Source organism: Aetokthonos hydrillicola CCALA 1050 (assembly GCF_017591665.1).
In the GTDB taxonomy this organism is placed as follows: domain Bacteria; phylum Cyanobacteriota; class Cyanobacteriia; order Cyanobacteriales; family Nostocaceae; genus Aetokthonos; species Aetokthonos hydrillicola.
The window spans coordinates 15701-38602 of the sequence record NZ_JAAKGC010000063.1 but is presented as its reverse complement, the minus strand read 5'-3'; the positions used below and the strand labels follow the sequence as shown (position 1 = coordinate 38602).

Here is a 22902-nt window from a genome sequence, read left to right as displayed (position 1 = left end):
TACCGCCCTCTTCAGGCTTAATCCCAATTTAATCTAAAGAGAGCGAAAGTCATAACCGGTACCAGATTTTTTACCCTGTTGGATCTGAACCAAAGATGCTGCTCCATCCTTGCGATCGCCCCATTGCTGAAACTGAACTTTTCCTGTTGCTCCAATAATCGAAAAATTTTGGTTCAACTTCTTCTGTAACCCTTCACGAGTCGGGTTACCTTTCAACCCTTCAATAATTGATTTTGTGGCATCATATGCCATTGCCGTGCGCCAGGTTACATTTCCACCCCAAAGTTTCTTAGCTTTTTCAATAAAGGTACGATCTGGAGTGGAATCGGGAGACCAAAATACAGAGATGACTAAACCATGAAGATCTTTCCCAGAAAACAGCGTTTGATATGTATATAATGTAGGACTGCCAAAAAGCGCTAACCGTCCTTTATTAGCCTGTGCTACCTTTACAGCTTGTTGAATTCTATCTATGTAGGGAGTTAGTAGCAAGCTATCTGCTCCATTTTTAATAGCATCATCAATTACCTTACTAGCGTTTAAGTTAGGATTAGCCAAATTACAAGATACATAAATAAGATTGACACCAGGAGCATCTTGGACGAACTCATTCCTAAACGCTTCATTATCAATGGCATCGGGATCATCACAAATCGCGATCTTAGTCTTGTGAGCTTTTTTAACTATATAAGTAGAAAGTGCGCGTGCTGTAAAATTAATACTAGGAACAGTACGAAATATGTAGTTATTGCTAAATTTACTATTGCTGCTTTCAGTTAGACTTTTAGCAAAGCTGGTTGGCGAGATCATAACTAACTTATCCTGATACACTTTAGCAGCGGTAATAGAAACTTCACTGGCGTTATGACCGACCACTGCCAGAATATTAGAATCGTTGACAAACTCTTTGGCAAGCTGTGTAGCCGTCCCAGGGTTATTATCATCATTGGCGATCTCAACCTGTAAAAGCTTTCCATTAATCCCACGATTGCCATTTACCTCATCTTGAGCCTGAGCTACCCCACGCAGAATTTCTTGTGCTACATTCACGTTGCTACCAATAGGTACGCTCACAGCGATTTTGAGAGCATCGCCGTTACCAGCTTGAATATTGTTTAAGTAAATTAAAGACTCTGGGTCATTGTGATGAGTTTTGAGCGAATTTCGAAAATCATCGGCGGCTTTCAAAAAATTACCAGAAGCAAAAGCTTGCACCCCAGCTTCCTTCTTAGAGTTTGTGTTTGACTTTACTAAAATCCTATTTCCTGAACTAATCCTGTCTAGTAAATTTTTACGATTTATTGCCTCATTTACCCATATTCCTATCAAATATATTACATACGTAATTATAGATATGGCAATAATAGAGAAACCGATATTTCTCTGCTGCCTGGCTTTTGTTTTTTCCGAGCCTTGGCTGGCATATAAAAACTGATAATCCTGATCGCTCAATCTCTTATCAGCTGCCCACTTTTGGGCATCCTGCAATGCTTGTCCTCGCAACAAGCGGGATTCATCTTGATACTTAGAAGCCTCCCATGCTTCTAGTGCTTCGGCATAAGGTCGGAGAGTTGATAATGTTTTTTTAACCCAACTTTGGTCAAAAACAGACTTATATATTGGGTTGTAAACTCTCAACTTGCCCTGTTGCTTCACCACCAATCCTGAGAGTCGCAATTCCATTTGTTCCGGGCTGTCATCTGCTTCTACTTCACCATCTTGTAAAATCCGGTGATATAAACCTATCAGTTGGCCTATACGTTGTCTACTTCTAAAAACGCGATCGCGAATCGTCCTCAAATGCTCTGGCTCATCCTGAGATTCCCAATTATCAATAATTTGGTGTTCTACAAATCTCTTCACCCACTCTGCCTCATTAAAAGCAGAAATAAGACATTGCGAATCAACTATTAATTGGCATAACTTTTGGGTCAGAAACGGCTGTCCTCCCGTCCACTCCAATACCTCTTTTAAAACCGCTTCAGGATTATCTGCAAAATTTTTTAATCCGTCAATTAAAGATAACTTGGCTTCTTCTAACTTAAATCCAGTTAGTTCGATTGCCCGACCGATATTAAACGGTGTTCTCTGTTTATCAACAATTAAATCTGATGGCGTTGCCACCCCCAATAAACAAAACGTGAGGCGGTTGTATTCTAAATTGTCTACTCGCTGAGTATAGCAAGCACGAATAAAGGCAAAAAAGTCGTCCCTCGGGAAATTTAAACTGAGAACACTATCAATTTCATCAATAAAAATAACAATATTTCGCTCAATTTGTGCCAGCATCACCGATTCTATAAACTCTCTCAATCTATCCAAAGGAGGTAGCCATTCGCGTTCGCGCCACCAGCTTCTCAAATTAAGTTCTAGATTAAAGTCTTTTGTCAAATTATTCGCTAAACCAGCATACCACTGTTCAATAGTTACCTGCTGAACACCAACCATTGAAAGGTCAATAACAGTACAAGCAAATTCTTCTAGTTTTAGCCGACGCATCACTTGAACTCGCAAACTAGATTTACCAGTCTTACGGGAGTTGAACACATAACAAAACTGTCCAGCTTTTAGACTTTCATAAAGTTCGTTATCAGCTTGCCGCTCGACATAAGTGGGATCATTTTCTGGTAGAGTAGCGCCAAATACATATTTATAAACCATAGATAAATCTGGTTAATTGCTAGCCATTGGTGACAAATTGATTCTCGTGTTATGTTAAGCGAGCCAGAAAATACTGACGATACAAATTGCATCTTGGACTACAACTGTTTCCTTGTATTCGTATCAAACCCATGCTGTCTAATTTAAATGTCTGAGCAGGTTCTAGTGTTGTAGGGTTGTTTGCTGTAACTACTTGATGCAAAGCTTTTGCTAGTTCTGGATAGGATTGTACATCCCACAACAGTTTTCGCAGATAGCTAACAAATGGACTTGCTTCTGTGGAAGCTATTTGCAAAAGGTTCAAGAGCGTATGTTCCTGACTTTTGAGATAATCAAGAGCGATCTGTACTAGGTAAGGATGTCCTCCTACTATAGCCATGAGTTGCTCAACCTCCTGGCGACTTAACCAATCGAGTCCATAACGCTGTGCTAAATCCTGCACTTGCGCTTGGTTAAACTCTGGCAAAGAAATAATCACTCCTACACCCTTAAGGGGTGAGGAATTGATATCTAGTGAGCTATAAACTTCTGTTGAGTGTGCTACTACCAACCGGAGTTTTTTCCAAATCTCACCTCGGCGATCGCTCCTTTTTGCCATGTCATACCAACCTCGTAACAAGCAACAAAAATCATTGGCAATAGCAGAGTGTTCAAAAACCCGATCCACTTTATCCAAGGCGAGTACCATAGGAGAAGCGCGTTCTACTAACAGATACTCCTCGAAGTAAGCCGTGGTGTTATCGTTACAGCCAAAAATGTCGTCCCAATGATGAGCCAATTTATTAGCCAATCCTAGTGGCTTACCCACGCTTGCACAAAACCACTGAGAGAATTTACGTGTGTCGTTAAATACTGTACTATCTGGTAGCTCAAAACTTAATGTCACAGTTTGATAGTTCTGCTTTCTTGCTTCAACGAGGATCCTATCAACAAGTAAAGTTTTACCCATCTGCTGAGGTGCTTTGATGCGGATGAGTGATCCTGGGTGTTTTATCGCCTCATAACAGCGTTCTTCAATGGGTGGACGCTCTATATAATAAGACGGAATTTCTATTTCTGGTGGTTCGGGGGATGGTTTAGGACTGGGTATTCCAAACCACTCGTCACTAGCAACAATATCCGTTGGTTGCAAATCTAAGACTTCCACAATCTTTCGGACAGAATCTCTGAAAATATTTTTTCCCCCAATGAATCGCTCATAGGTATCGAGATGTATTTTCGCTTTACTTGCAAGCTGTTTACGACACCATCCCTTACTAATCCTTTGAGCTTCAAGTTTTTCTATGCCTTCCTTGGTAGCTTGAACACTTGAGGCTCTGCGATTTTGATTCATTGCCCGCAACCCAGTCTATTGACATTTACCAATACTTTAGCGAGTTTCGAAGCCATTCTCAAGCGCAGATACCTGAAGATAACATATCTGCTCTGATCTGCGGTAATTTGCCTGCTTTCAAGATCTTCCTTTTGTGGATATTCTCATCAATATCAAAGTACTCAAAGAGATTAAAACTGTGCTTTCTCTTAACCGTTATCAATGGACTATTTTTTTAACCGCGTGGCTTGGTTGGGGTTTTGACGTATTTGATAGCTTGCTGTTTAGTTACGTAGCACCAAACTGTGTACCAACGTTGTTAAACTTGCCAATTGGTTCTTCTGAGGCTAAAGCTGCTACCCTATTTTGGACTGGATTATTGACTTCAATTTTATTATTAGGCTGGGCAGCAGGAGGCATTCTGTTTGGAGCACTTGCCGATCGCATTGGTCGTAGTAAGACGATGATACTAACCATACTCTGTTTTTCCTTCGGTACAGCTACTTGTGCTGTAGCACCTAATATAGCATCCTTAATCGTTTCGAGAGTTATTGCCAGTTTGGGACTAGGAGGAGAGTGGGCTGCAGGAGCATCACTTGTGGCTGAGGTAGTCCCAGAGCGATCGCGCGTAGAAGCGGGCGCACTTCTTTACACTTCTGCTCCGGTGGGACTAACTTTAGCAACACTTGTAAATTTACTAGTCGCGGGAGTGTTGTTCAAGAACAACCCTGAAGTTTCTTGGCGCTTTGTTTTTGTATTTGGCTTACTTCCTGCGATATTCGCCTTTTTATTGCGTTACTTCGTTAAAGAGCCAGAATCTTGGCAAAAAGAAGCTAATAAGCCTGCTCCCAGCATCAAAGAACTGTTCAACCGCCAAAATCTTCCCTTAACTCGGTGTGGTTTTCTCACAGCAACAGTAGCTTTGCTTACTTGGTGGACTTGTAACGCTTTTATTCCAATAATTTCTGCTGGTTTGGCGCAAACGGAAGCTCTTAATCAAGGTTTAGATCTGGTGGCAACACAAGCACTTATTGAGAAATGGAAAACTATTGCGTCTAACAGCTTTAATCTAGGGGGATTACTCGGCGCTTTACTGACAGTTCCCTTGGCTAAATATTGGGGGCGCAGAAAAATGCTTTTTCTCTACTTTTTATTATCAGGTCTTTCCCTAATAGTCACCTTTGGACTAGATTGGTCACCCTACACTCGTCTTTACTTATATTTTCCAATTGGGTTAACTGTTTTTGGTGTATTTGGTAGCTTCACGTATTATCTGCCAGAGCTTTTTCCCTCTCGTCTACGAGCAACGGGTTCTGGCTTCTGTTACAACGCTGGGCGAGTTATAGCAGCAGGGGGACCCTTTCTAGTAGGTGCTATCGCATCCAGTGGTTCAAACGCTCTCCATACTGCTTTAGGATTGCAACTCTGGCTAGCTGTTGTACCGCTGATTGGGTTGTTCTGTATGCCTTGGGTGATTGAAACAAAACGTTATTAATTGAATAAGCAGGGAGTGTAATATGGGACCAGTTGTTGGGGGACGTTACGAAATAATTCGTCCATTAGGAAAAGGAGGTTTTGGGGAAACTTATTTAGCCAGAGATCAACATTATCTAGAGCAAACTTGCGTTGTCAAAAAACTTAGAATTCCGACTAACAATCCATTTAATTTGCAGACAGCGGAACATTTATTTGCTGGAGAAGCAAAATCACTTTTCGAGTTAGGAAAACATCCTCAAATTCCCCAATTATTGGCTTATTTTCAAGAAAATAAACAATTTTATATTGTTCAGGAATTCATTCCAGGTCACGATCTGAGCCACGAAATAATACCAGGTCAGCAATTGAGTGAAGCAGTTGTTAAAGAGCTTTTGCAACAGATTTTAGAACCTTTAGTGTTTGTCCATCACAATAATAAGATCCACAGGGATATAAAGCCCGCAAATATCATTAGACGCACACAAGATAATAAAATTGTCTTGATTGACTTTGGCTCCGTTAAAACAATTAGCACGAGAATATCGTCTTATCAAACTCAGCCTTTAACAGTGCTAGTTGGCACACCAGGCTATATGCCAGATGAACAAAAGCTTGGACAACCAAGATTAAACAGTGATATCTACGCGGTTGGAATGGTCGGAATTCAAGCTCTAACAGGTGTAATACCTTATCATCTGCGAAAGGATTCTAATGGGGAAGTTATCTGGTGTAATAGAACAGAAGTCAGTGATGGCCTAAAGGCTATCATAAGTAAAATGGTGCGCTCTAACCCCAAGGAGCGTTACGAATCAGCAGCAGAAGCTTTGGAAGCACTTTACGCCCTACAATTACAACCACCGCCTTTGCCCATTAACTTAACCCTGCCTCTTCAACGACAATCTTTGCATAACAACCCGACCCTTGGTCTTAATCCAACTCGGGTTAAGCCCATAAGGCTTACAATTCCAAAGTCTTGGAGTAAAATGCTTGTATTTGCTGGAATAGTGAGCATTGCGGCTCTCATCGCTATAACAATCCCAACAGTTACATCGTCCCCAACCTGTCCTTTCAAATTTGAAGACCATTTAAGTTGTGGAGAAGAAAGCTTATTTCCTCAAGACTCTACTATACCAGAAAAACAACTTGGTGTTAATGCCTTAGCTAATAAGGATTATAAAAATGCTGCTTATTTATTGAGAAAAGCATATGAAAAGCGGAAAAATGATCCAGAGACCCTAATTTACTTGCAGAATGCCCGGTTGGCATACGAGAATGCAAAAACTGACACAATCGCTGTGTCAGTTCCCATCACTAATAATCCGTTAACAGCAGAGGCAATTCTGCGAGGAATTGCACAAGCTCAAGATGAAGTGAATAAAGGAATAAAGGTAAATGGGAGAGGTTTTAGAATACTAATTGCCGATGATGCTAATAATCCTAATCAAGCCCGAAATATTGCTAAGAGTCTGGTGTCCCAGACCGATATTTTTGGCGTTATTGGTCATTATGCTTCTGAAGTAACTGTAGAAGCTTTACCTGTTTACCAAGGGAATCACTTAGTATTGATTTCTCCTGGGAGTACAGCAGAAGAGATTCGAGACAAAGTCACTCCAAGCGACTTCTTTTTCCGGGTTGTCCCTAACACTACTACAAGTGCCGAGTCTTTAGCTAAGTATGTGCTGAACCACAGTCCTAAGCACCCAACAGCAGCAATTTTTTATAGTCCTGACAGTCTTTACAGCAGATCTATGGAGAATAATTTCCGCACCATTTTTGAAAGAAAAGGAGGAAAGATTGTAAAGCTGGAAGATACAGAATTTAATTTGTCGACAGTCCAATTTATATCCCAACGAGCCATAAAAACCGCAAAAGAAAAAGGCGCTACGGTGTTTGTCCTGTTTCCTGACGGTCAAGTCAACCCTTTCTCTTTCAAAAACACGTTAAGCTTAATAGATGCGAATCAGGGTCATTTTTTAATAGTAGGAGGCTCCGTGCTTTACGATACTCAGGTTTTACAAAAGGGAACATCTGTTCTAGGGGGTCGCTTAGTGGTAGATGTACCTTGGCATCGTTTGACAATTAATCCAAACTCCAGTTTTCTCGAGCGAGCTAGAGAATTATGGGGAACACAAGAGGTCAATGGACTTACAGCAATGGCTTATGATGGAGCTCTTGCTTTAATCAATGCCTTAAAAAAATTAGACCAACCAGACCGCACTCTCATACAAAAGACATTAGTAGATCTTCGATTTATTGGAGCTTCGGGAGAAATTTCTTTTCAAAATGGCGATCGTCAGGAGTTTACAAATCATTTGGTCAAAGTTATGCCCTCTAAGTGCTCATCTTATAAATATAGTTTTGTGCCTGTTGAATATTCTAGTGACCGAGTTGACAGCTTAGGGTGCGATAGTTAACATAAAGTGTCGACGAGTTACGAGAAGCCAGTGCTAGACTAGGGTTCCCGAGCCAATGTTCGACTAGGGTTCCCCGGCTGAAAGCATCTGGTGTTGAGAATTCAGCAAAAATTGTGGGTGTCTGGGCGAACGCGATAACGAGTGTCTCGTTAAGAGGGAACTCTGACTCTGTCTTTTTTCTACAACCCAACTAATTCGCGAGATTCAAAATCTGTCAACTGTTGTGCGATCGCTCTTCTTGCTTCTAATTTAAATACACTAAACTGGTTGCGTAGATATTCTACATGAGCAATTGCATTAGCTTTTTCAGCAGTTAAACGGTTTAAGGTGTCAATAGCTGTTTGATATTCTTGATTCACGAGTAACACTTCAAAGCGGCGGGCTTTGCGTTGAGAATCATTTTTTAAATCTATATCAAAAGCCACAATACGATCTGCATTACCTTCAAATCTATTAATTTGCTGCTGAACAGCCATCAATTGCGAGTCTATTTCATTCACCCTTTGAGCAGCTTGGGAGATCGCACCTGGATAATCACTTAATTGCATCACCATAAGATAACTTTTTTTGTTAAAATGTAAATATGTTGTTAATTGTTATTGAGTGGTTTCTAACAATTAACAACTGACTCTTAGTAACGCACCAAACCCTTATACGTGGTGCGTTACTAAGCTGCTTTCCTTAATTGAGGTTCTCTCATCTCCGGCATATTCAGCGATAACTGTTCACTGTAAGATACTGCGGCTTGTTCTAACACGTTTACTTCAATATTTACGCTCACTAAATAATTGCCTGTATCTGCACCAACAGCTTCAGCAACTATTTTGGCAATGTCTGGGCGTTTAGCAGTTAGTGGATCGCGCAAGATACACCGATCCCATTCGTGCTTAGCAGTCGGATTGAGGCTGAGAATGTAGTGCTTAATCATAGAAAAAAGAACCAATCCTTTAGAAGGCTGTCACAGAGCCTGTTTACCCCTAAGCAGGCTTTGCGATCGCTACTCCTCTATTATAGTACATTTGTACTAAATTGGCTATAAAGTTCTCGTTAAAGAACCCCGCGATCAATCTCACCCAACGGCTTTTAGCCGTGGGCGTTCTGCTTTAATTGGTGTAAATATAGCTCTAGCTAGAAACCTTGGGGGATACAGACAAAGTATTTTGTAAAGCTTCTATTTGCTCTGGTACAACCTTGTAATAGATCCAGTTACCGCGCCGCTCTTTGCTTAACAGTCCCACCTCATACATCACCTTGAGGTGATGGCTAATTGTTGGTTGCGATAGATCTAACAGTTCTGTTAATTCGCAGACACAAGCTTCACCCAAAGGTTGAGACGCAATATAACTAAGCAATTGTAAGCGTGCGGGTTCCCCCAACACGCGAAATAGTGTGGCAATGCGTGTTGCTTCATCCGGGCTGAGCGGTGCCGAAAGTAGCGGAGTACAACAAAGTGAGAGTTTGACTTGTGGTTTCATGCCTCTATGTTGACATCCATCAATAACTAATGACAAGATATTGATAGACATCAATATAGATTAAAATCAATATGGAGGTAGTCTAATGTCTCGCATTCAGATTGCGCTTAATGTTAGTCAACCTGCTGTTTAAGGTGTTCTAGTTCCATGAGTCATACCATTACTGAACCCATTTACAAACGCCTCTCCTTTCTAGATCGTTACCTGACGCTGTGGATTTTTCTGGCAATAGTGATTGGAGTTGCATTAGGCTACTTCTTTCCCAGCATCGAGCGATTGATTCATCAATTTCAAGTAGGAACTACGAACATTCCCATTGCAATCGGGTTGATCCTGATGATGTATCCACCTCTAGCTAAAGTGCGGTATGAAGAATTAGGTGATGTCTTCCGCAATGGGAAAATTCTAGGGGTATCCCTCCTGCTCAATTGGGTTATTGGTCCCATTCTGATGTTTCTTCTGGCAATAACCTTTCTGAGAAACTATCCAGACTACATGATCGGACTGATTCTAATTGGATTAGCCCGTTGTATTGCAATGGTAGTTGTTTGGAGTGATTTAGCGCGGGGTAATACCGAGTACACAGCAGGATTGGTTGCATTCAATAGTATCTTCCAGGTCATTTTCTACAGTCCTTTTGCCTGGTTCTTTTTAAGTTTTCTACCACCATTGTTTGGGCTGCAAAGCAGTGTGGTGAATGTCAGCATTGCTGAGATTGCCAAGAGTGTGTTTATCTACCTGGGTATCCCTTTTCTTGCTGGATATTTCACTCGCTTCTTCTTAGTCAAAGCCAAAGGAAAGAGCTGGTATCACGACGTTTTCGTTCCCAGAATCAGCCCAATTACGCTGATTGCACTGCTGTTCACAATCGTCGTCATGTTCAGCCTGCAAGGCGAAAAAATTGTCCAAATACCGTTTGATGTGGTGCGAATCGCCATTCCGATGCTGATTTACTTTGCCCTAATGTTTGTAGTCAGCTTCTACATGGCATGGCTCCTAAAAGCCGACTACTCCAAGGCGACTAGCGTGGCTTTTACTGCGGCTGGCAATAACTTTGAACTAGCGATCGCCGTTGCTGTTGCCGTGTTTGGCATCAACTCAGGAGCAGCATTTGCAGCTGTTGTGGGACCGTTGGTGGAAGTACCTGCACTGATTTCACTCGTGAATTTAGCATTCTGGTTTGAGCGCCGCTATTTCCGAGTTGCTAGATCTGAAAGACCATAGCTTTGAAAGGAAAATTCGGCGATGAAGCGTGTCATGTTTGTTTGCAAGAAGAATTCTGCCCGATCTCAAATGGCTGAAGGGTTCGCCAAGCATTTTGGTGCTGGAAAAATTGAAGTGATAAGCTCTGGATTGGAAGCAAGCCTTGTTAGACCAGAGGCGATCGCCACAATGAAAGAGGCTGGTGTCGATATTACCAAGCAAACCTCAAAAGCTTTGAAAGACTTCAACCCGGAAGATTTTGATGTAGTGATTTCCCTGTGTGGCTGCGGGGTGAATCTACCACCTGAATGGGTAACAAGGGAAGTGTTTGAAGATTGGCACTTAGATGACCCCGCAGAACAACCAGAGATTTTCCCCAGAGTACGGGATGAAATTAAGGAGCGGGTGATTCGACTAATTGAGGGGGTGCAAGAACCAACCGACGCAAATGATAGACCCTGAAAAACTTGAGAAACACAACAATTAGTAAGACGGGTGGGGAATTAGAAATTCCGTCCGTCTTTACAGTAGGTAGTTTATGTTAAATGAATGAGAATTCCTGCTTGGTCGAAAGCAGTTTTTAGGCGACGGCGATACTCGCGTGCGATCGCCCATTGCTTAAGAGGCTGTGTTTTAATCCAAACACGAACAATGACACCCCGATCTTCAAAATTATCTACACCCAAAACTTGTGGCTTTTCCAAAATTTGGTCTTGCCATTGTGGATCTTGAGCCATTTCCAAGCCAACGGTTTCAATACACTTGAGAGCTTCGTTAATATCCGTTTTGTAAGCAATTGGGATATTTAAATCCACTCGTGACCACCGGCTGGAAAGATTGGCAACAATTTTTATTTCACTGTTAGGAATTGTGATCAAACGCCCCTGAGCGTCCCGCACTTGAGTCATTCGCAGATTTAATTTTTCTACCAAGCCTTCAACAGTTCCCACAGTAATAGCATCCCCAAGAGCATACTGGTCTTCTAAAATGATGAGAAAGCCGTTAATCGCGTCTTTGATCAAGTTTTGGGAGGCGAGGGACACAGCAACACCCACTAAACCAGCACCGGCTAGTAAGGGAATAACATCTATACCCAACGCAGCCAAGGCTAGAAAAATCCCAACCCCTATCCAAATGATGGTAACAATACCTTTGGTAACGACAGAAATTGTAGAAACTCGTAGTTGCAAACGTTGAGAACTTTCTGGAGTTAATAAAGCACCACTGACCACTAAAGCAGCGGTGAAGCGGTCAATAAGGACATAGCTAAAACGCACAGCTATATAAGTCCCCAATGCCACAACACTCAATCTTAAAGGAATTTGCAAAACTAAGAAAAACCCTAACTGTAGTGTTCGCGTGTAGGGAAACAGACCTAGTAAGAATACTGTTCCTCCTCCCCAAATTACTACTTGAGCTAGCTGAAACAGTCGCCTCTTTGCTTCTCTAAGATTACTATTTTCCTGTCGCTTCAACTGTGTAGTAACCGGCGCATCTACTGCTATGTCGTTGACAGATTTTTCTGAATGTGATAGCGCTGTGCGGCGTTGCAATCGAGAGAGCAGCCAACTTGCTACAATCATGCTTATCCCAATAGCACCAGAAAGTTGAGCGTGGTAGATTAAACTTGAAGTCTGTCGCTCGCGCTTTGCGCGTTTCAGTTGTTCCTGTAATTGCTGGGCTATTTGAGTTGCAGCCTCTTGAGGCGAGTCTGTCTGTCGCAGTTTGGCATCATCACTGTTGACAGTCATGAGAAATTGATCATTCACATAAATGACTGGCAATCCATTTGCTGTGCGAACCTGGACATTGATGTTTTTTGAGGTTGATTGTAAGTAATCTTGGCTGATCTGATCTAGTTTTTGTTGAATAAGTTCCAAACGCTCCGTTAGACTCGCCCTTGAACCGGCTATTTTAAAGACACTACGACCATCCAAATACACCGAAGAAGAAATAATAGCTTTACTATCGGTTTCAAGGGCTGGATTAGTGAAAAGTTGCAGGTCAGGTAAAAAGGGAACTTGCGCATCAGCTTTTGGTACAGTTAAAATTGATACGACAATTGACCCTGCGATAGCTAAGAATTGAGAGCGCACTAAAATACCTCCTTTAGCAAAATGCTACTGAGTACGAATATGCTATCAATTAGGCTATAGATGCTCCTGAACCTATTTGAGTAAATATACCCTATAAAAGGGGATAGGGAACAGGAGATAGGAAAGAGAGGGGAGTAGGAGTAAGATTTTTTTATCAAAATTACTGGGTTTAAAACCTCGTGCTTTTAGGACGGCTTTGTGTTAGAATTTGAACATGTCAGTACAAGACATTTAAATAAAACCTACTCCCGGACTGGGAGGAAGTCACGCCCAAAACACTGTAAGGAGATATCAGTACGCCATGAGTGGCAAATGTATTGAGCCGGGGAACCCTAGCAGTAGGGATATTAAGGCTGGAACGTCTTAAGAATCTCCGTCTCTTTAGAGCGGAGAGTGTCAAACCCTTTTCAGTTTGCTGGTAGTGGTCTACTCTATATAAAGTGCATAAATCTTTATGCAGTGTGTTACTTTTTTTGAGGAACTATTTAGTCAGCACCCTGCTCTAAAGAGACGGGGCTTTGTGCCTCTCTCTTGAGATAGCTGACCTGCCTCAGTACCTTGTGTACTACGTTATCGATAAGCGTTAAAATTCCTACTCCGGGATACGCAGCCAGTCCCGCGACACTAGAACCAGACAGTTAACCAGTTCTACGAAGGGTAAGACAGTGCTGTTTGGAAAGTACCGACCGATAACATTGGCAAGGCTAACATTACTGGAGTAGCAAGGCAATTCCCGGCATACAGGGACTCATGGTTGAGTACTACTCCTCTACTCAACCTCCCCTTTTAGGGGTAGCAGTAAAGAATTGAACACGGCGATGAAAATCGCTCGTTCGTTTTTCCTCTCTGGGCTAAAAACACAGAGCTTCCAAACGTATCAGGAGTTTTAAATGACCGCAACTTCTCCCCGATTAAAGCACGAGGTTAAAGACCTCGCTCTCGCTCCCTTGGGAAGACAGCGCATTGAATGGGCTGGACGTGAAATGCCTGTTTTACAGCAGATTCGCGATCGCTTTGCCCAAGAAAAGCCGCTAGCGAATATTCGCCTAGTAGCTTGCTGCCATGTCACAACAGAAACAGCGAATTTAGCAATTGCTCTCAAAGCTGGCGGAGCAGATGCAGTACTAATTGCCAGTAACCCCTTATCAACCCAAGATGACGTAGCAGCGTGTCTAGTGGCTGATTATGACATCCCAGTATATGCCATTAAAGGCGAAGATAACGAAACTTACAACCGTCACGTACAAATAGCCCTAGATCATCGTCCTAACGTTATTATTGACGATGGTTGTGACGTGGTTGCTACTTTGGTTCAGCAACGCCAACACCAATTAGCTGATCTCATAGGCACCACAGAAGAAACCACAACGGGCATTGTGCGGTTGCGCAGTATGCTCAAAGATGGCGTTCTTACCTTCCCAGCGATTAACGTTAACGACGCTGATACTAAACACTTCTTTGATAACCGCTACGGTACTGGGCAATCTACCCTAGATGGTATTATCCGCGCTACAAATATCCTACTTGCTGGTAAAACTATTGTTGTCGCTGGTTACGGCTGGTGCGGTAAAGGCACAGCTATGCGGGCAAGAGGACTTGGTGGTAATGTAATTGTTACCGAAATTGACCCCATCAAAGCTATTGAAGCAGTAATGGATGGTTTCCGTGTACTACCAATGGCGGAAGCTGCTCCTCTGGGCGATTTGTTTATCACCGTAACTGGTAATAAGCATGTCATTCGCTCTGAGCATTTTGATGTCATGAAAGATGGCGCGATTGTTTGTAACTCTGGTCACTTTGATATTGAAATTGACTTGAAATCCTTGGGCGCTAAAGCCAAGGAAATTAAGACAGTTCGCTCCTTTACCCAAGAGTATCATCTCAACAATGGTAAATCGGTGATTGTTCTAGGTGAAGGACGCTTGATTAACCTAGCAGCAGCAGAAGGACATCCTAGCGCAGTAATGGATATGAGTTTTGCAAACCAAGCTCTAGGTTGCGAATACTTGGTGAAGAATCAAGGTAAATTAGAACCTGGTATTCACTCAATTCCTAAAGAATTGGATCAAGAAATTGCACGCTTGAAGTTGCAAGCTATGGGAATTGTAGTCGATACTCTAACACCTGAGCAAATCGAGTACATCAATTCTTGGACTGCTGGAACCTAAGTATTGGTTTTAGTTGAAGAGCGATCGCTCTTCTATAGCAGTTCTCATTTGTGTTAAATACACCCCATTATAAGGGCGAACGCCGTTCGCCCCTACATAATGTATTGCACTCAATCGAGAATTGCTATATAGCTACTTAAGTGAGGTTGGTAATTTGCTGACCTCACTTTTGCTTATGAGGAAAAAACCCTCTTATTTCGTTTTGTGTTAACTACTGTTTTTTCTTCAATCTTGGAGTCAAGTGTTCTGGAATTCCCTCTAGTTGAATAATGATACACGCCAGTTTGTAAGCAAATTCAACAGATTCTCCTGATGACAATGCACTATAAAAGCTCGTTGCAAATTTAATTGCTGCTTTATCATCAATCTCCTTACTCATGCCAATAACGTAGGAGATATGTTGGGCGATCGCACTTGCTTGAACTTCTGAGTAACAGGCATTGAGGACAACACACTCAATATTATCTGCAAACAGCTCGAATAGAGAAGCCAGAGCTTGTTTATCTACTAACCGCTGGTTTCCGGTTTCGTCTTCCAGCACCAAACCGTTATCCCTTGAACCGTGACCACTAAAATGAACGAATTGCGGTTTAAAATCTAGTAGAGCTTGGTATACGTCCTGGACACGCACAGCCCAGCGCTGCTTTAGGTCAAACTCTTCTCGTTTTTTACCTAGTCGCAATCCTGCGTCAATCTCCCTAGCTTCTTCATCCAAGCGTAACTGTGGTGTAGTTTTTGGATTGGATGCAAGAATCAAAATTTTTTTAACCGCAGGGTTATTGGGCTGTGTAGTGGGATTAACATTTTTTATTGCCTTTGCGTTCTTTCCTATTGCGATATTATCAGCCGAGAATTGACCACCACTTACCTGAATCCCATGATTATGACTGCTCATTATATCCTTCTTGTTTTTATTTACTAGCATAAATTATCTATTTTTCAGATTTTCCTCCTGGCGGTGTTGAATGATCAGAGGTCCCTCCTAGTGGTTCTGAAGGACCGGAATTATTTATTATCGCCTGTGCCTCGTCTCCAACAGCGAGGTTTTGAGTATTAAATGATGAATTACCGCTAACAATGACTCCATAGTTGAATATCGCTTTTGAGCTTTCCTTCAAATCAGAAGTATCTATACCTTCACTTTCTAAAAATTCATATAGACTATCTAGGATTTGCCGATTAATCATTTTATAATACATTTGTGTGTCAAGAACTTGAAAATATTGAGCCCAGTTTGTAACGCTTGCTTCTTCACGGATACTCTTGGTCGCTCCATAATTGAAATTAGCAGTCTCTCTAATTGTTCGTTTTATTTTGCTATTTTCCCTTCTACTAAACCAATATTCCTCAACTAAAAATTTGTAAATATTGAATAGAGAAAATGGAAATAGAAATAAGGTATCAGAAAAAGATTTTATTAAAAATTTGCTCATTTTCTTTAATCGAACTTCCGAATATAGTTTATCTATCTTTTGATACTCTTCCTTAACAGGTGGCAAGATAAAATAAATTGTTTCTACAAACAATTTTTGATTGACATTTTTTACAAATCTAAAAAATATTGATAAAACAATTTCTCCATTCCAAATAACTACCTGTATTTGCTTGTAGTAACGAATATTCTCGTGAGTATTTTGGTTTAAAAAACTTTTAATAATAAAATCATTTACACAGGATTTTGGACAACTTAAATGATTAGAGAAAAATGCTTTTCCTCTTACTTTTTGCCCATTCAGAAGAAGCTTATCTGTAATAATTAATCCATCGAAATTTAAATTTATTAATTTGTTAGTTACATAACCATATAATTCTTCTAAATCTAAAGAAATAGCTTCTTCCTGTTGACCAAATAGAGGCTCAGAAGTAGTGTCTACATCGTCTCTCTTCTTGCGAAGAGGGAAATCAAAAGACCATTTATTGTAAAATAGACCAGCACCTATAAAAGGATAGAATCTATCTCCATAAACAAGCACATTTGATGTATCATAATTGCTCATTTTTGGTATTTCTTTCCATAGAGATGGATGGTCTTTACAGAAAGAGTCGATATATTTTTTGAAATGCTTTTTTGAAAACTTTCTTGATATACTGTAATTAATATTCCATCGCCAGACAAAAATGATAAGAAAGGCTAGTGGGTAGGCTAATGGGAAGCAATATAAAAAAGTCAGTAAAAAGATGATTACCGATAATATATATTTTTTAAATGTAGTAGTTTCTTGTGTTTCTTGCTTTTCTTTAACCGTAGTAGTTTTTTGTGTTTCTTTCTTTTCTGATTGAGACACTTGCGAATCAAATCCTTCTCGTATAGATATAGCTTTTTTAAAAAAATTTTTGTCGAAATAAGCAATGGCACAAAGTAAAGAAAGAGGAAAACCCTTTAGTAAAGCTAACACTAATAAGAGAGCGAGACAAACGTCTCGACTTAACTCAAGTCTTTTTGCTAGAAGACAATGCTTAACTACTATTGCTAAATCAAATCCAGGAAATAGAGCAAGAGCTGTATATTTTTCCTTAATAACTTGCTTGATGGCTTCTTCACGAAATTCTTTGTCAGTATAAGCAGCAGCGCAAAGATACCGAGTTACTTCTGTTTCTTTTAAATCCATAGATTTAATAAATTGTTGTTAACTTATTTTCGTTAAAAAGAATTAAATAATAATATTTAACTCTTTTCGATGAATTTTACGAAATCAGCGCCAAACAGATAGATTAACGTCTAAAGAATATCGATTACTCGTTAGCACAACAAGGAGATATGTCTCATCTTCCAATTTAAAAACGTACTAAAGGGTTAGCTTTTCTACTTACAGCAGTTTTGAGACAAATGAGGTACACCGATAATCCAAGGGGGAATGCCGTTTGCCCCTACTAATGTACCTTACACGCCCCGAAAGCGCTGTAAACACACTATTATCTACTGCTAAGCGCTACAGATACTTATTACAAGTACTGTACAAACAAAATTAGAAATGTAGAAATTCATATTCTTATAGGTGTAAGCAAAAACAACTTATGCAGTTTTAAGGAATGAATTTCAAATATCTTTACAATATAACTACACATCACAAACCCTGTAAAGGCGTAGCCACCGGATTCTCGCAGAGTATGCCGGTGGCTACGCCTTTGAATTATAAAAATCCATTCAGCGATAATTGGTAAATTGTAAAGCAACAGGAAAGTCTTCTTGCTTTAAGCGCTGGATCACAGCTTGCAACTCATCTTTACTTTTAGCGCTAACCCGCACAGCATCTCCCTGAATTGATGACTGGATTTTTTTAAATTCGTCACGAATCAATTTAGAAATTTGTTTTGCATTTTCTTGACTAATGCCTTTTTTCAGCTTGATTTCTTGACGAACACGATTACCACTAGCTGATTCTACTTGACCAAAATCAAAAATTTTCTGCGAGAGGTTGCGCTTGGCGGCTTTCTCGCGAAGTATTGTGTGTACTGACTCTAAGGTAAATTCGCTGTCTGTGCTGACTGTAATATTTTGGTCACCTAGCTCGACAGTAGTTTGGGTATCTTTAAGGTCATAACGACCTTTTATTTCTCGCACGGTTTGATCGACAGCATTGACTAATTCTTGGCGATCAAAGTCACTAACAATGTCAAAGGAATAAGTAGAAGCCATAAAAAAATAGTGAATAGTCGTTAGTGAATAGTCGTTAGTAATTAGCCATTGGTCATTAGTCAGATCCAAAGGACTAATGACTAATAACCAATGACTAATCAAAGTAGAATAGTGTTACCACTTTTCTTTGTTCTTCTGCATCTTTACAAGTTTGCAGCAGAGTCCGACTGTCATGAAACGCAAAGCAGATCAACTGTTGGCAACGGGAGACAATCTCCTTATTGCATATGTAACTAGCTTCCGCAAGAGACAGATGATTGTTACCAGGATTTTCCACCAGATGCATGACCTTTTCTAGTTGCTGGCGCGATTCGTTGGACTGGCGTTCCAAGCTTTGGGGCAGAATCACCGTTAACAAATTTGGGTCGGCACGCATTGCTCCCCTAATAGCAGCGAAATTTGTACCTGTAGCGCCAGAAGTGATGACCCGATTGCCTGATAAAACAAGCGCGTAGGTCATCATTTCAATAAGAGTCTGATGGGTAATCGGCACGTGACGCGAACCCAGCAAGGCGATCCGCTTAGAACCTGTTTGCTGGATTGTCGCCAGTTCTTGCGCTAATGTATCTATGTTGTTGACTAGGTCTATTGACTGGCTCAAAGACGGATGTAATCAGATTAAACAACCCAGATATTTTAACAGACTCAGAGCGGAAAGGTACTTTATTATTCTAAGAGTTATGGAATTTTATTGAATAGTCCAGGTTTAGGGGCTGTGAGATTTACAAAAAATCATCGTTCAGTTGTCACGGTACTGAGCGTCCCGAGCAAAAGTATCGTAAGGAAGTGACACGATTTACTAACCGTGGTGATATTTCTTTTGTCGGTCGCAAGACCTTAGATGCACTCAGAGATCGCTTGGGTTTATCTCAAACACAAGCAACTGCAATTGAAGATGAGATCTTGGCAGATGCTCGTCAAGAATTTCAAAAAAAGTTACAACAATATGAGCAGGACTTCGGTGAAGCGCTTCAGCAAGAAGTAGCTCTCAGTACAGAAGAACTCGATACGCTGCGACAAAATCTCCAGCAAATTCTTGGACTAAGGAACGAGGATACAGTACCAATTGAGTCAAGGCTTAGCGGAAGAATAGAAGCCTATAAGCAACATCTGCAAGAGTACGACCTAGCATTAGCTGTAGCAATGCGACAAGAGTATCCTCTTAGTCAGGCTACTCGCGATCGCTTTCAGCAGATGCAGCAAGAATGGCAACTCTCTAATGAAGATGTCGCTTCAATTGAAAGCCTCGTTACCAGCGTTCATTCAGCAACACCAGAGGGTGAAGATTGGTCAAGTCTATCGATTTCTGCTAGTAGTAGCTGTTCGCGTTGTTCAAGAAATGCAAGATCTTCTAATAGTTTTTGTTTGCATTGGCGAACTTTTTCTAGATGACGATAGTAATAGTTTTTATCAAGGAGATTGTTGACGCGCTGTTCTTGTTCTGAGTCTGATATGACACCCGCGAAAGCGTATTTTTCTAGTTCATATATTTCCTCTTGCCATTGGAGTAGTTCTGTCGTTTTTAGTTTTTTAATTTCCTGGGTCATGGTGGACTTCCCTTAATTGCTGCTGTCTGATTAAAAAGTCTTGTGCTGCATCATAAGTAAGTATCATTTCTCCCGAGCCGTTGGTTTCTATAAATCCGATTCTTCTATAGAATGGGCGAGCACTGGGTATTGTTATTGCTTTAACGATACCATTAAACTGGAGGCGTTGACTTTCACGTACTAATTCTTCAATTAGGGAGGTAGCACTTCCTTTTCTGGTTTCAGGTTGTGGACGGGAGATTGTATTCCAAGGTGCGTTGGTGAGACTTTCAATCCCCAAGCCTGTATAACTTTGGTCATTAATTAAGATACACAACGAACAAAATGGACACTGATTTTCCTGTCTCTCTTATTCCTGAAACAGCGCTTTCCGTAGCTGGGCTAACTGATTATATTCGCTTTCTGTTAGAACAAGACGAGCAACTTCGGCAAGTTTGGGTGACAGGAGAAGTTTCTAGTGCTCATCATCATCGCAGTGGGTTATTTTTCACACTACAAGATTCAGATGGAGTTGCAGGGATAAAGTGTGTAGTGTGGAGTAGTCAGTTAGCAAAATTAGTACAAATACCAAGGCTGGGTGAGCAATTAATTATCTTAGGCAGCATTCGGGTTTATCCTCAAAGGGGAGAATATCAGCTTTCGGTTTGGCAGGCTTTTCCCGGTGGTGCTGGTTTACAAGCGCTGCGTTCTAAACAACTGCGCGATCGCCTAGAAGCAGAGGGGTTGTTTGATCCAAAAAGAAAGCGATCGCTTCCAATCCATCCCCAAACTATAGCCGTTGTCACCTCACCTACAGCCGCTGCCTGGGGTGATATTCAAAAAACACTCAAGCAACGATACCCTGGTTTACATGTTTTATTTTCTCCCGCCACAGTACAGGGCGACCAAGCACCTGAGTCTATTGTTAATGCTATTCAACGAGTAGAACGAGATGGACGTGCTCAAGTGCTGATTTTATCTCGTGGAGGAGGAGCAGTTGAGGAATTGGCGTGTTTTAATGATGAACGGGTAGTGCGAGCAGTTGCTAACTGTTCGATTCCTGTAATTACTGGTATTGGTCATCAAAGGGATGAGTCTTTGGTAGATTTAGTTGCAGACGTAACCGTGCATACCCCGACTGCTGCTGCTGAACTAGTTGTTCCAGAGCTTAAAGAATTGTATGGTCAGCATTATCAGCGTATTGCTACTTTACATGATGCTGTTTTTTCCAGCTGGGAAACGGCAAAATACGAGATCGAACAATTGCAAAATCGTCTAAGGCGTTTGCGGTTAGATCGACAAGTACACCAAGAGAAACAAATGCTTAGTTGGAAGCGTCAGCAGCTTGTGCAAGCAACAACCAGACAATTTCAGCAAGCAACCCAGCATGTAGATGTGTTAAGCCAGAAGTTGGCAACTCTTGATCCTAAAGCTGTCCTGAAACGAGGTTATGCGGTAGTCAGACAAGAAAATGGTGCGATCGCTCGTTCTACTCAAGAATTAGCAGTGGGAGAACAATTATGGGTTCAGTTAGGTCAGGGTGAAGTTAAAGTAAAAGTTATAACGAAGCGTGAAGAAGAGAACTTATGAGTTCAGATGATATAACCCTCGACAAGACGTGGAATTACGAAGCAAAGGTTGCTGAGGTAGAAAAAATTATCGCTGAAATTGAAGCAGGCAAGTTGGATTTAGAAGAGGTGTTTGACCAATTTAATGCTGCTGTTAAGTATTTGCGTGAGTGCGAAAGTTTTTTGCAAAAACGACAGCAGCAAGTAGATTTGTTGATTGAGACTTTAAATGAGGAGTGAAGAAGGAGTCAGAATCAATCTTATTCAAATGCTCTCTCTTGTTTCCAATTTAGGTTGCTCTCTGGTGTCCATAAAGTCGTCGGAGAAGAGATTTAAACTATCAAAGAAATTTTGCCAAGGATTTTTTTTGAAATTAATTGTCGTAAATATTTGTTTCGCTTTACCCTGGTTGCCATTTGCTCCTAGCTCCCTTTTTTTTCAAGGATTTTTTCTGATGTAACCGGATAATTTATGGGTAAAATTACAGTGAAAGTAGTTCCTAGACCTACTCCACTTTCTACAGTTATTTGACCTCCATGTAATTCAACTGCATTTTTGACAATAGTTAAACCAAGTCCTGTTCCTGGCAGTTTGCCGGTATTACTACATCTAAAAAATGAAGTAAATAATTCTCCTTGTTCTTCTTCTGGAATACCAATACCATGGTCTTGGATTCGTAAAATAACACTTTCTTGATCACAAATTAAATTGAAGTGAATGTCGCCTCCTTCAGGTGAATACTTAATAGCATTTGAAAGTAAATTTGTGAGGATGTGTCGAAGCAAGTTTTCATCCATTAAAGGGCGGTCTTTGATTGTGGAATTATAGGAACATTGACTAATAAAATGGATAGTATAACGATCGCCTGCGCTAAGCTGTATTTGTTCAACCAAATCAAAACAGAAGTTTACGAGAGCAAGAGGTGCAGGTTTAAACTGTAATTTTCCTGCTTGTACACTACCAGCAATCAGAACATCTTCTAAGATTTGGTTCATATTTTTAACGCTGGATTTAATTTGTCTAAAATAGCGTAATCTAGCGTCTTCTGTTAATTTATGTTGGTGATTTTTTAAAAATTCACAAGATAGGAGAATGCTAGTTAACGGGGTGCGAAACTCATGGCAAGCAATTGCAATAAATCGAGATTTGAGTTCACTAACTTCTCTTTCTCTTTCTAAAGCCAACCGTGTTTCTTCTACCTGTTTACGTAGCATTTCTTGCTCTACAATTTTTAAAGCTAACTCTATCTGTAAACGAGCATTGGTGTCTCTAAGCTCTTTTTCTTTTGGAGTTAAAGTACAGACTAAGTGACTGACAAATCTAGATAAGCGGACAATTTCATCTTTTGCTTGCATTAATAGAATTT

Annotated in this window: 20 protein-coding genes; 8 read left to right on the top strand and 12 right to left on the bottom strand. The window is 40.8% G+C overall.

Annotated features, from left to right (window positions below; all coding sequences use genetic code 11):
* Positions 1 to 33: 33 nt before the first annotated feature.
* Positions 34 to 2661 carry an ABC transporter substrate-binding protein gene (locus tag G4P69_RS25340; protein WP_208340035.1) on the bottom strand — a complete coding sequence of 876 codons (2628 nt, stop codon included), beginning with the start codon at positions 2659 to 2661 and terminating at the stop codon, positions 34 to 36.
* 49 nt (positions 2662 to 2710) lie between these two features.
* Positions 2711 to 3994, bottom strand: coding sequence for an AAA-like domain-containing protein (locus G4P69_RS25335; protein WP_208340034.1), 1284 nt, complete (start codon positions 3992 to 3994; stop codon positions 2711 to 2713).
* Positions 3995 to 4127: 133 nt separating this feature from the next.
* Here G4P69_RS25335 and G4P69_RS25330 point away from each other — a divergent pair, with 133 nt between their 5' ends.
* A complete protein-coding gene (locus tag G4P69_RS25330) occupies positions 4128 to 5468 on the top strand; it encodes an MFS transporter (RefSeq protein ID WP_310834218.1) in 1341 nt (446 codons plus the stop codon).
* Positions 5469 to 5490: 22 nt separating this feature from the next.
* Positions 5491 to 7863: a bifunctional serine/threonine-protein kinase/ABC transporter substrate-binding protein gene (locus tag G4P69_RS25325; protein WP_208340033.1), complete on the top strand. Its 2373-nt coding sequence runs from the start codon at positions 5491 to 5493 to the stop codon at positions 7861 to 7863.
* A gap of 179 nt (positions 7864 to 8042) precedes the next feature.
* On the opposite strand, the gene G4P69_RS25320 is transcribed toward G4P69_RS25325, so the two are convergent.
* The 3 genes from G4P69_RS25320 to G4P69_RS25310 all read right to left on the bottom strand — a co-directional run bounded on the left by G4P69_RS25320 (position 8043) and on the right by G4P69_RS25310 (position 9338).
* Positions 8043 to 8414 carry a hypothetical protein gene (locus G4P69_RS25320; protein ID WP_208340049.1) on the bottom strand — a complete coding sequence of 124 codons (372 nt, stop codon included), beginning with the start codon at positions 8412 to 8414 and terminating at the stop codon, positions 8043 to 8045.
* Between the two features lie 116 nt (positions 8415 to 8530).
* Positions 8531 to 8791: a hypothetical protein gene (locus G4P69_RS25315; protein ID WP_208340032.1), complete on the bottom strand. Its 261-nt coding sequence runs from the start codon at positions 8789 to 8791 to the stop codon at positions 8531 to 8533.
* A gap of 196 nt (positions 8792 to 8987) precedes the next feature.
* On the bottom strand, positions 8988 to 9338 hold the full coding sequence (locus G4P69_RS25310) for an ArsR/SmtB family transcription factor (RefSeq protein ID WP_208340031.1): 351 nt from the start codon (positions 9336 to 9338) through the stop codon (positions 8988 to 8990).
* Positions 9339 to 9485: 147 nt separating this feature from the next.
* Here G4P69_RS25310 and arsB point away from each other — a divergent pair, with 147 nt between their 5' ends.
* Together arsB and arsC are read left to right on the top strand one after the other, a co-directional pair.
* Complete coding sequence (gene arsB / locus G4P69_RS25305) at positions 9486 to 10562, top strand: ACR3 family arsenite efflux transporter (RefSeq protein ID WP_208340030.1); 1077 nt, start codon at positions 9486 to 9488, stop codon at positions 10560 to 10562.
* 21 nt (positions 10563 to 10583) lie between these two features.
* Positions 10584 to 11003 (top strand): arsenate reductase, glutathione/glutaredoxin type, encoded by a 420-nt coding sequence (gene arsC, locus G4P69_RS25300; protein ID WP_208340029.1) that lies wholly within the window; start codon positions 10584 to 10586, stop codon positions 11001 to 11003.
* A 74-nt stretch (positions 11004 to 11077) separates the two neighbouring features.
* Here the strand turns inward: arsC and G4P69_RS25295 are convergent, their stop codons facing one another.
* Entirely contained in the window at positions 11078 to 12637 is a 1560-nt protein-coding gene (locus tag G4P69_RS25295) for a mechanosensitive ion channel family protein (RefSeq protein ID WP_208340028.1), read from the bottom strand.
* A gap of 890 nt (positions 12638 to 13527) precedes the next feature.
* On the opposite strand from G4P69_RS25295, the gene ahcY reads away from it, so the two are divergent.
* Positions 13528 to 14805: an adenosylhomocysteinase gene (gene ahcY / locus G4P69_RS25290; protein ID WP_208340027.1), complete on the top strand. Its 1278-nt coding sequence runs from the start codon at positions 13528 to 13530 to the stop codon at positions 14803 to 14805.
* Between the two features lie 211 nt (positions 14806 to 15016).
* Here ahcY and G4P69_RS25285 read toward each other — a convergent pair whose 3' ends face one another.
* The 4 genes from G4P69_RS25285 to G4P69_RS25270 all read right to left on the bottom strand — a co-directional run bounded on the left by G4P69_RS25285 (position 15017) and on the right by G4P69_RS25270 (position 19043).
* On the bottom strand, positions 15017 to 15700 hold the full coding sequence (locus G4P69_RS25285) for a CHAT domain-containing protein (RefSeq protein ID WP_208340026.1): 684 nt from the start codon (positions 15698 to 15700) through the stop codon (positions 15017 to 15019).
* A 37-nt stretch (positions 15701 to 15737) separates the two neighbouring features.
* Positions 15738 to 17414, bottom strand: a complete 1677-nt coding sequence (locus tag G4P69_RS25280) for a hypothetical protein (RefSeq protein WP_208340025.1) — start codon at positions 17412 to 17414, stop codon at positions 15738 to 15740.
* A gap of 536 nt (positions 17415 to 17950) precedes the next feature.
* Positions 17951 to 18442, bottom strand: coding sequence for a YajQ family cyclic di-GMP-binding protein (locus G4P69_RS25275; RefSeq protein ID WP_208340048.1), 492 nt, complete (start codon positions 18440 to 18442; stop codon positions 17951 to 17953).
* A 94-nt stretch (positions 18443 to 18536) separates the two neighbouring features.
* Positions 18537 to 19043 carry a DNA recombination-mediator protein A gene (locus tag G4P69_RS25270; protein ID WP_208340024.1) on the bottom strand — a complete coding sequence of 169 codons (507 nt, stop codon included), beginning with the start codon at positions 19041 to 19043 and terminating at the stop codon, positions 18537 to 18539.
* 185 nt (positions 19044 to 19228) lie between these two features.
* Here G4P69_RS25270 and G4P69_RS25265 point away from each other — a divergent pair, with 185 nt between their 5' ends.
* Positions 19229 to 19834, top strand: coding sequence for a hypothetical protein (locus tag G4P69_RS25265; RefSeq protein WP_208340023.1), 606 nt, complete (start codon positions 19229 to 19231; stop codon positions 19832 to 19834).
* 138 nt (positions 19835 to 19972) lie between these two features.
* Here G4P69_RS25265 and G4P69_RS25260 read toward each other — a convergent pair whose 3' ends face one another.
* Complete coding sequence (locus tag G4P69_RS25260; RefSeq protein ID WP_208340022.1) at positions 19973 to 20269, bottom strand: GNAT family protein; 297 nt, start codon at positions 20267 to 20269, stop codon at positions 19973 to 19975.
* A gap of 44 nt (positions 20270 to 20313) precedes the next feature.
* Here G4P69_RS25260 and xseA point away from each other — a divergent pair, with 44 nt between their 5' ends.
* Complete coding sequence (xseA, locus tag G4P69_RS25255; RefSeq protein ID WP_208340021.1) at positions 20314 to 21558, top strand: exodeoxyribonuclease VII large subunit; 1245 nt, start codon at positions 20314 to 20316, stop codon at positions 21556 to 21558.
* On the top strand, positions 21555 to 21776 hold the full coding sequence (xseB, locus tag G4P69_RS25250) for an exodeoxyribonuclease VII small subunit (RefSeq protein ID WP_208340020.1): 222 nt from the start codon (positions 21555 to 21557) through the stop codon (positions 21774 to 21776). Before xseA ends, xseB begins: the two co-directional genes overlap by 4 nt.
* Before the next feature lie 182 nt (positions 21777 to 21958).
* Here the strand turns inward: xseB and G4P69_RS25245 are convergent, their stop codons facing one another.
* Positions 21959 to 22891 carry a sensor histidine kinase gene (locus tag G4P69_RS25245; RefSeq protein ID WP_243903054.1) on the bottom strand — a complete coding sequence of 311 codons (933 nt, stop codon included), beginning with the start codon at positions 22889 to 22891 and terminating at the stop codon, positions 21959 to 21961.
* Positions 22892 to 22902: the final 11 nt, after the last annotated feature.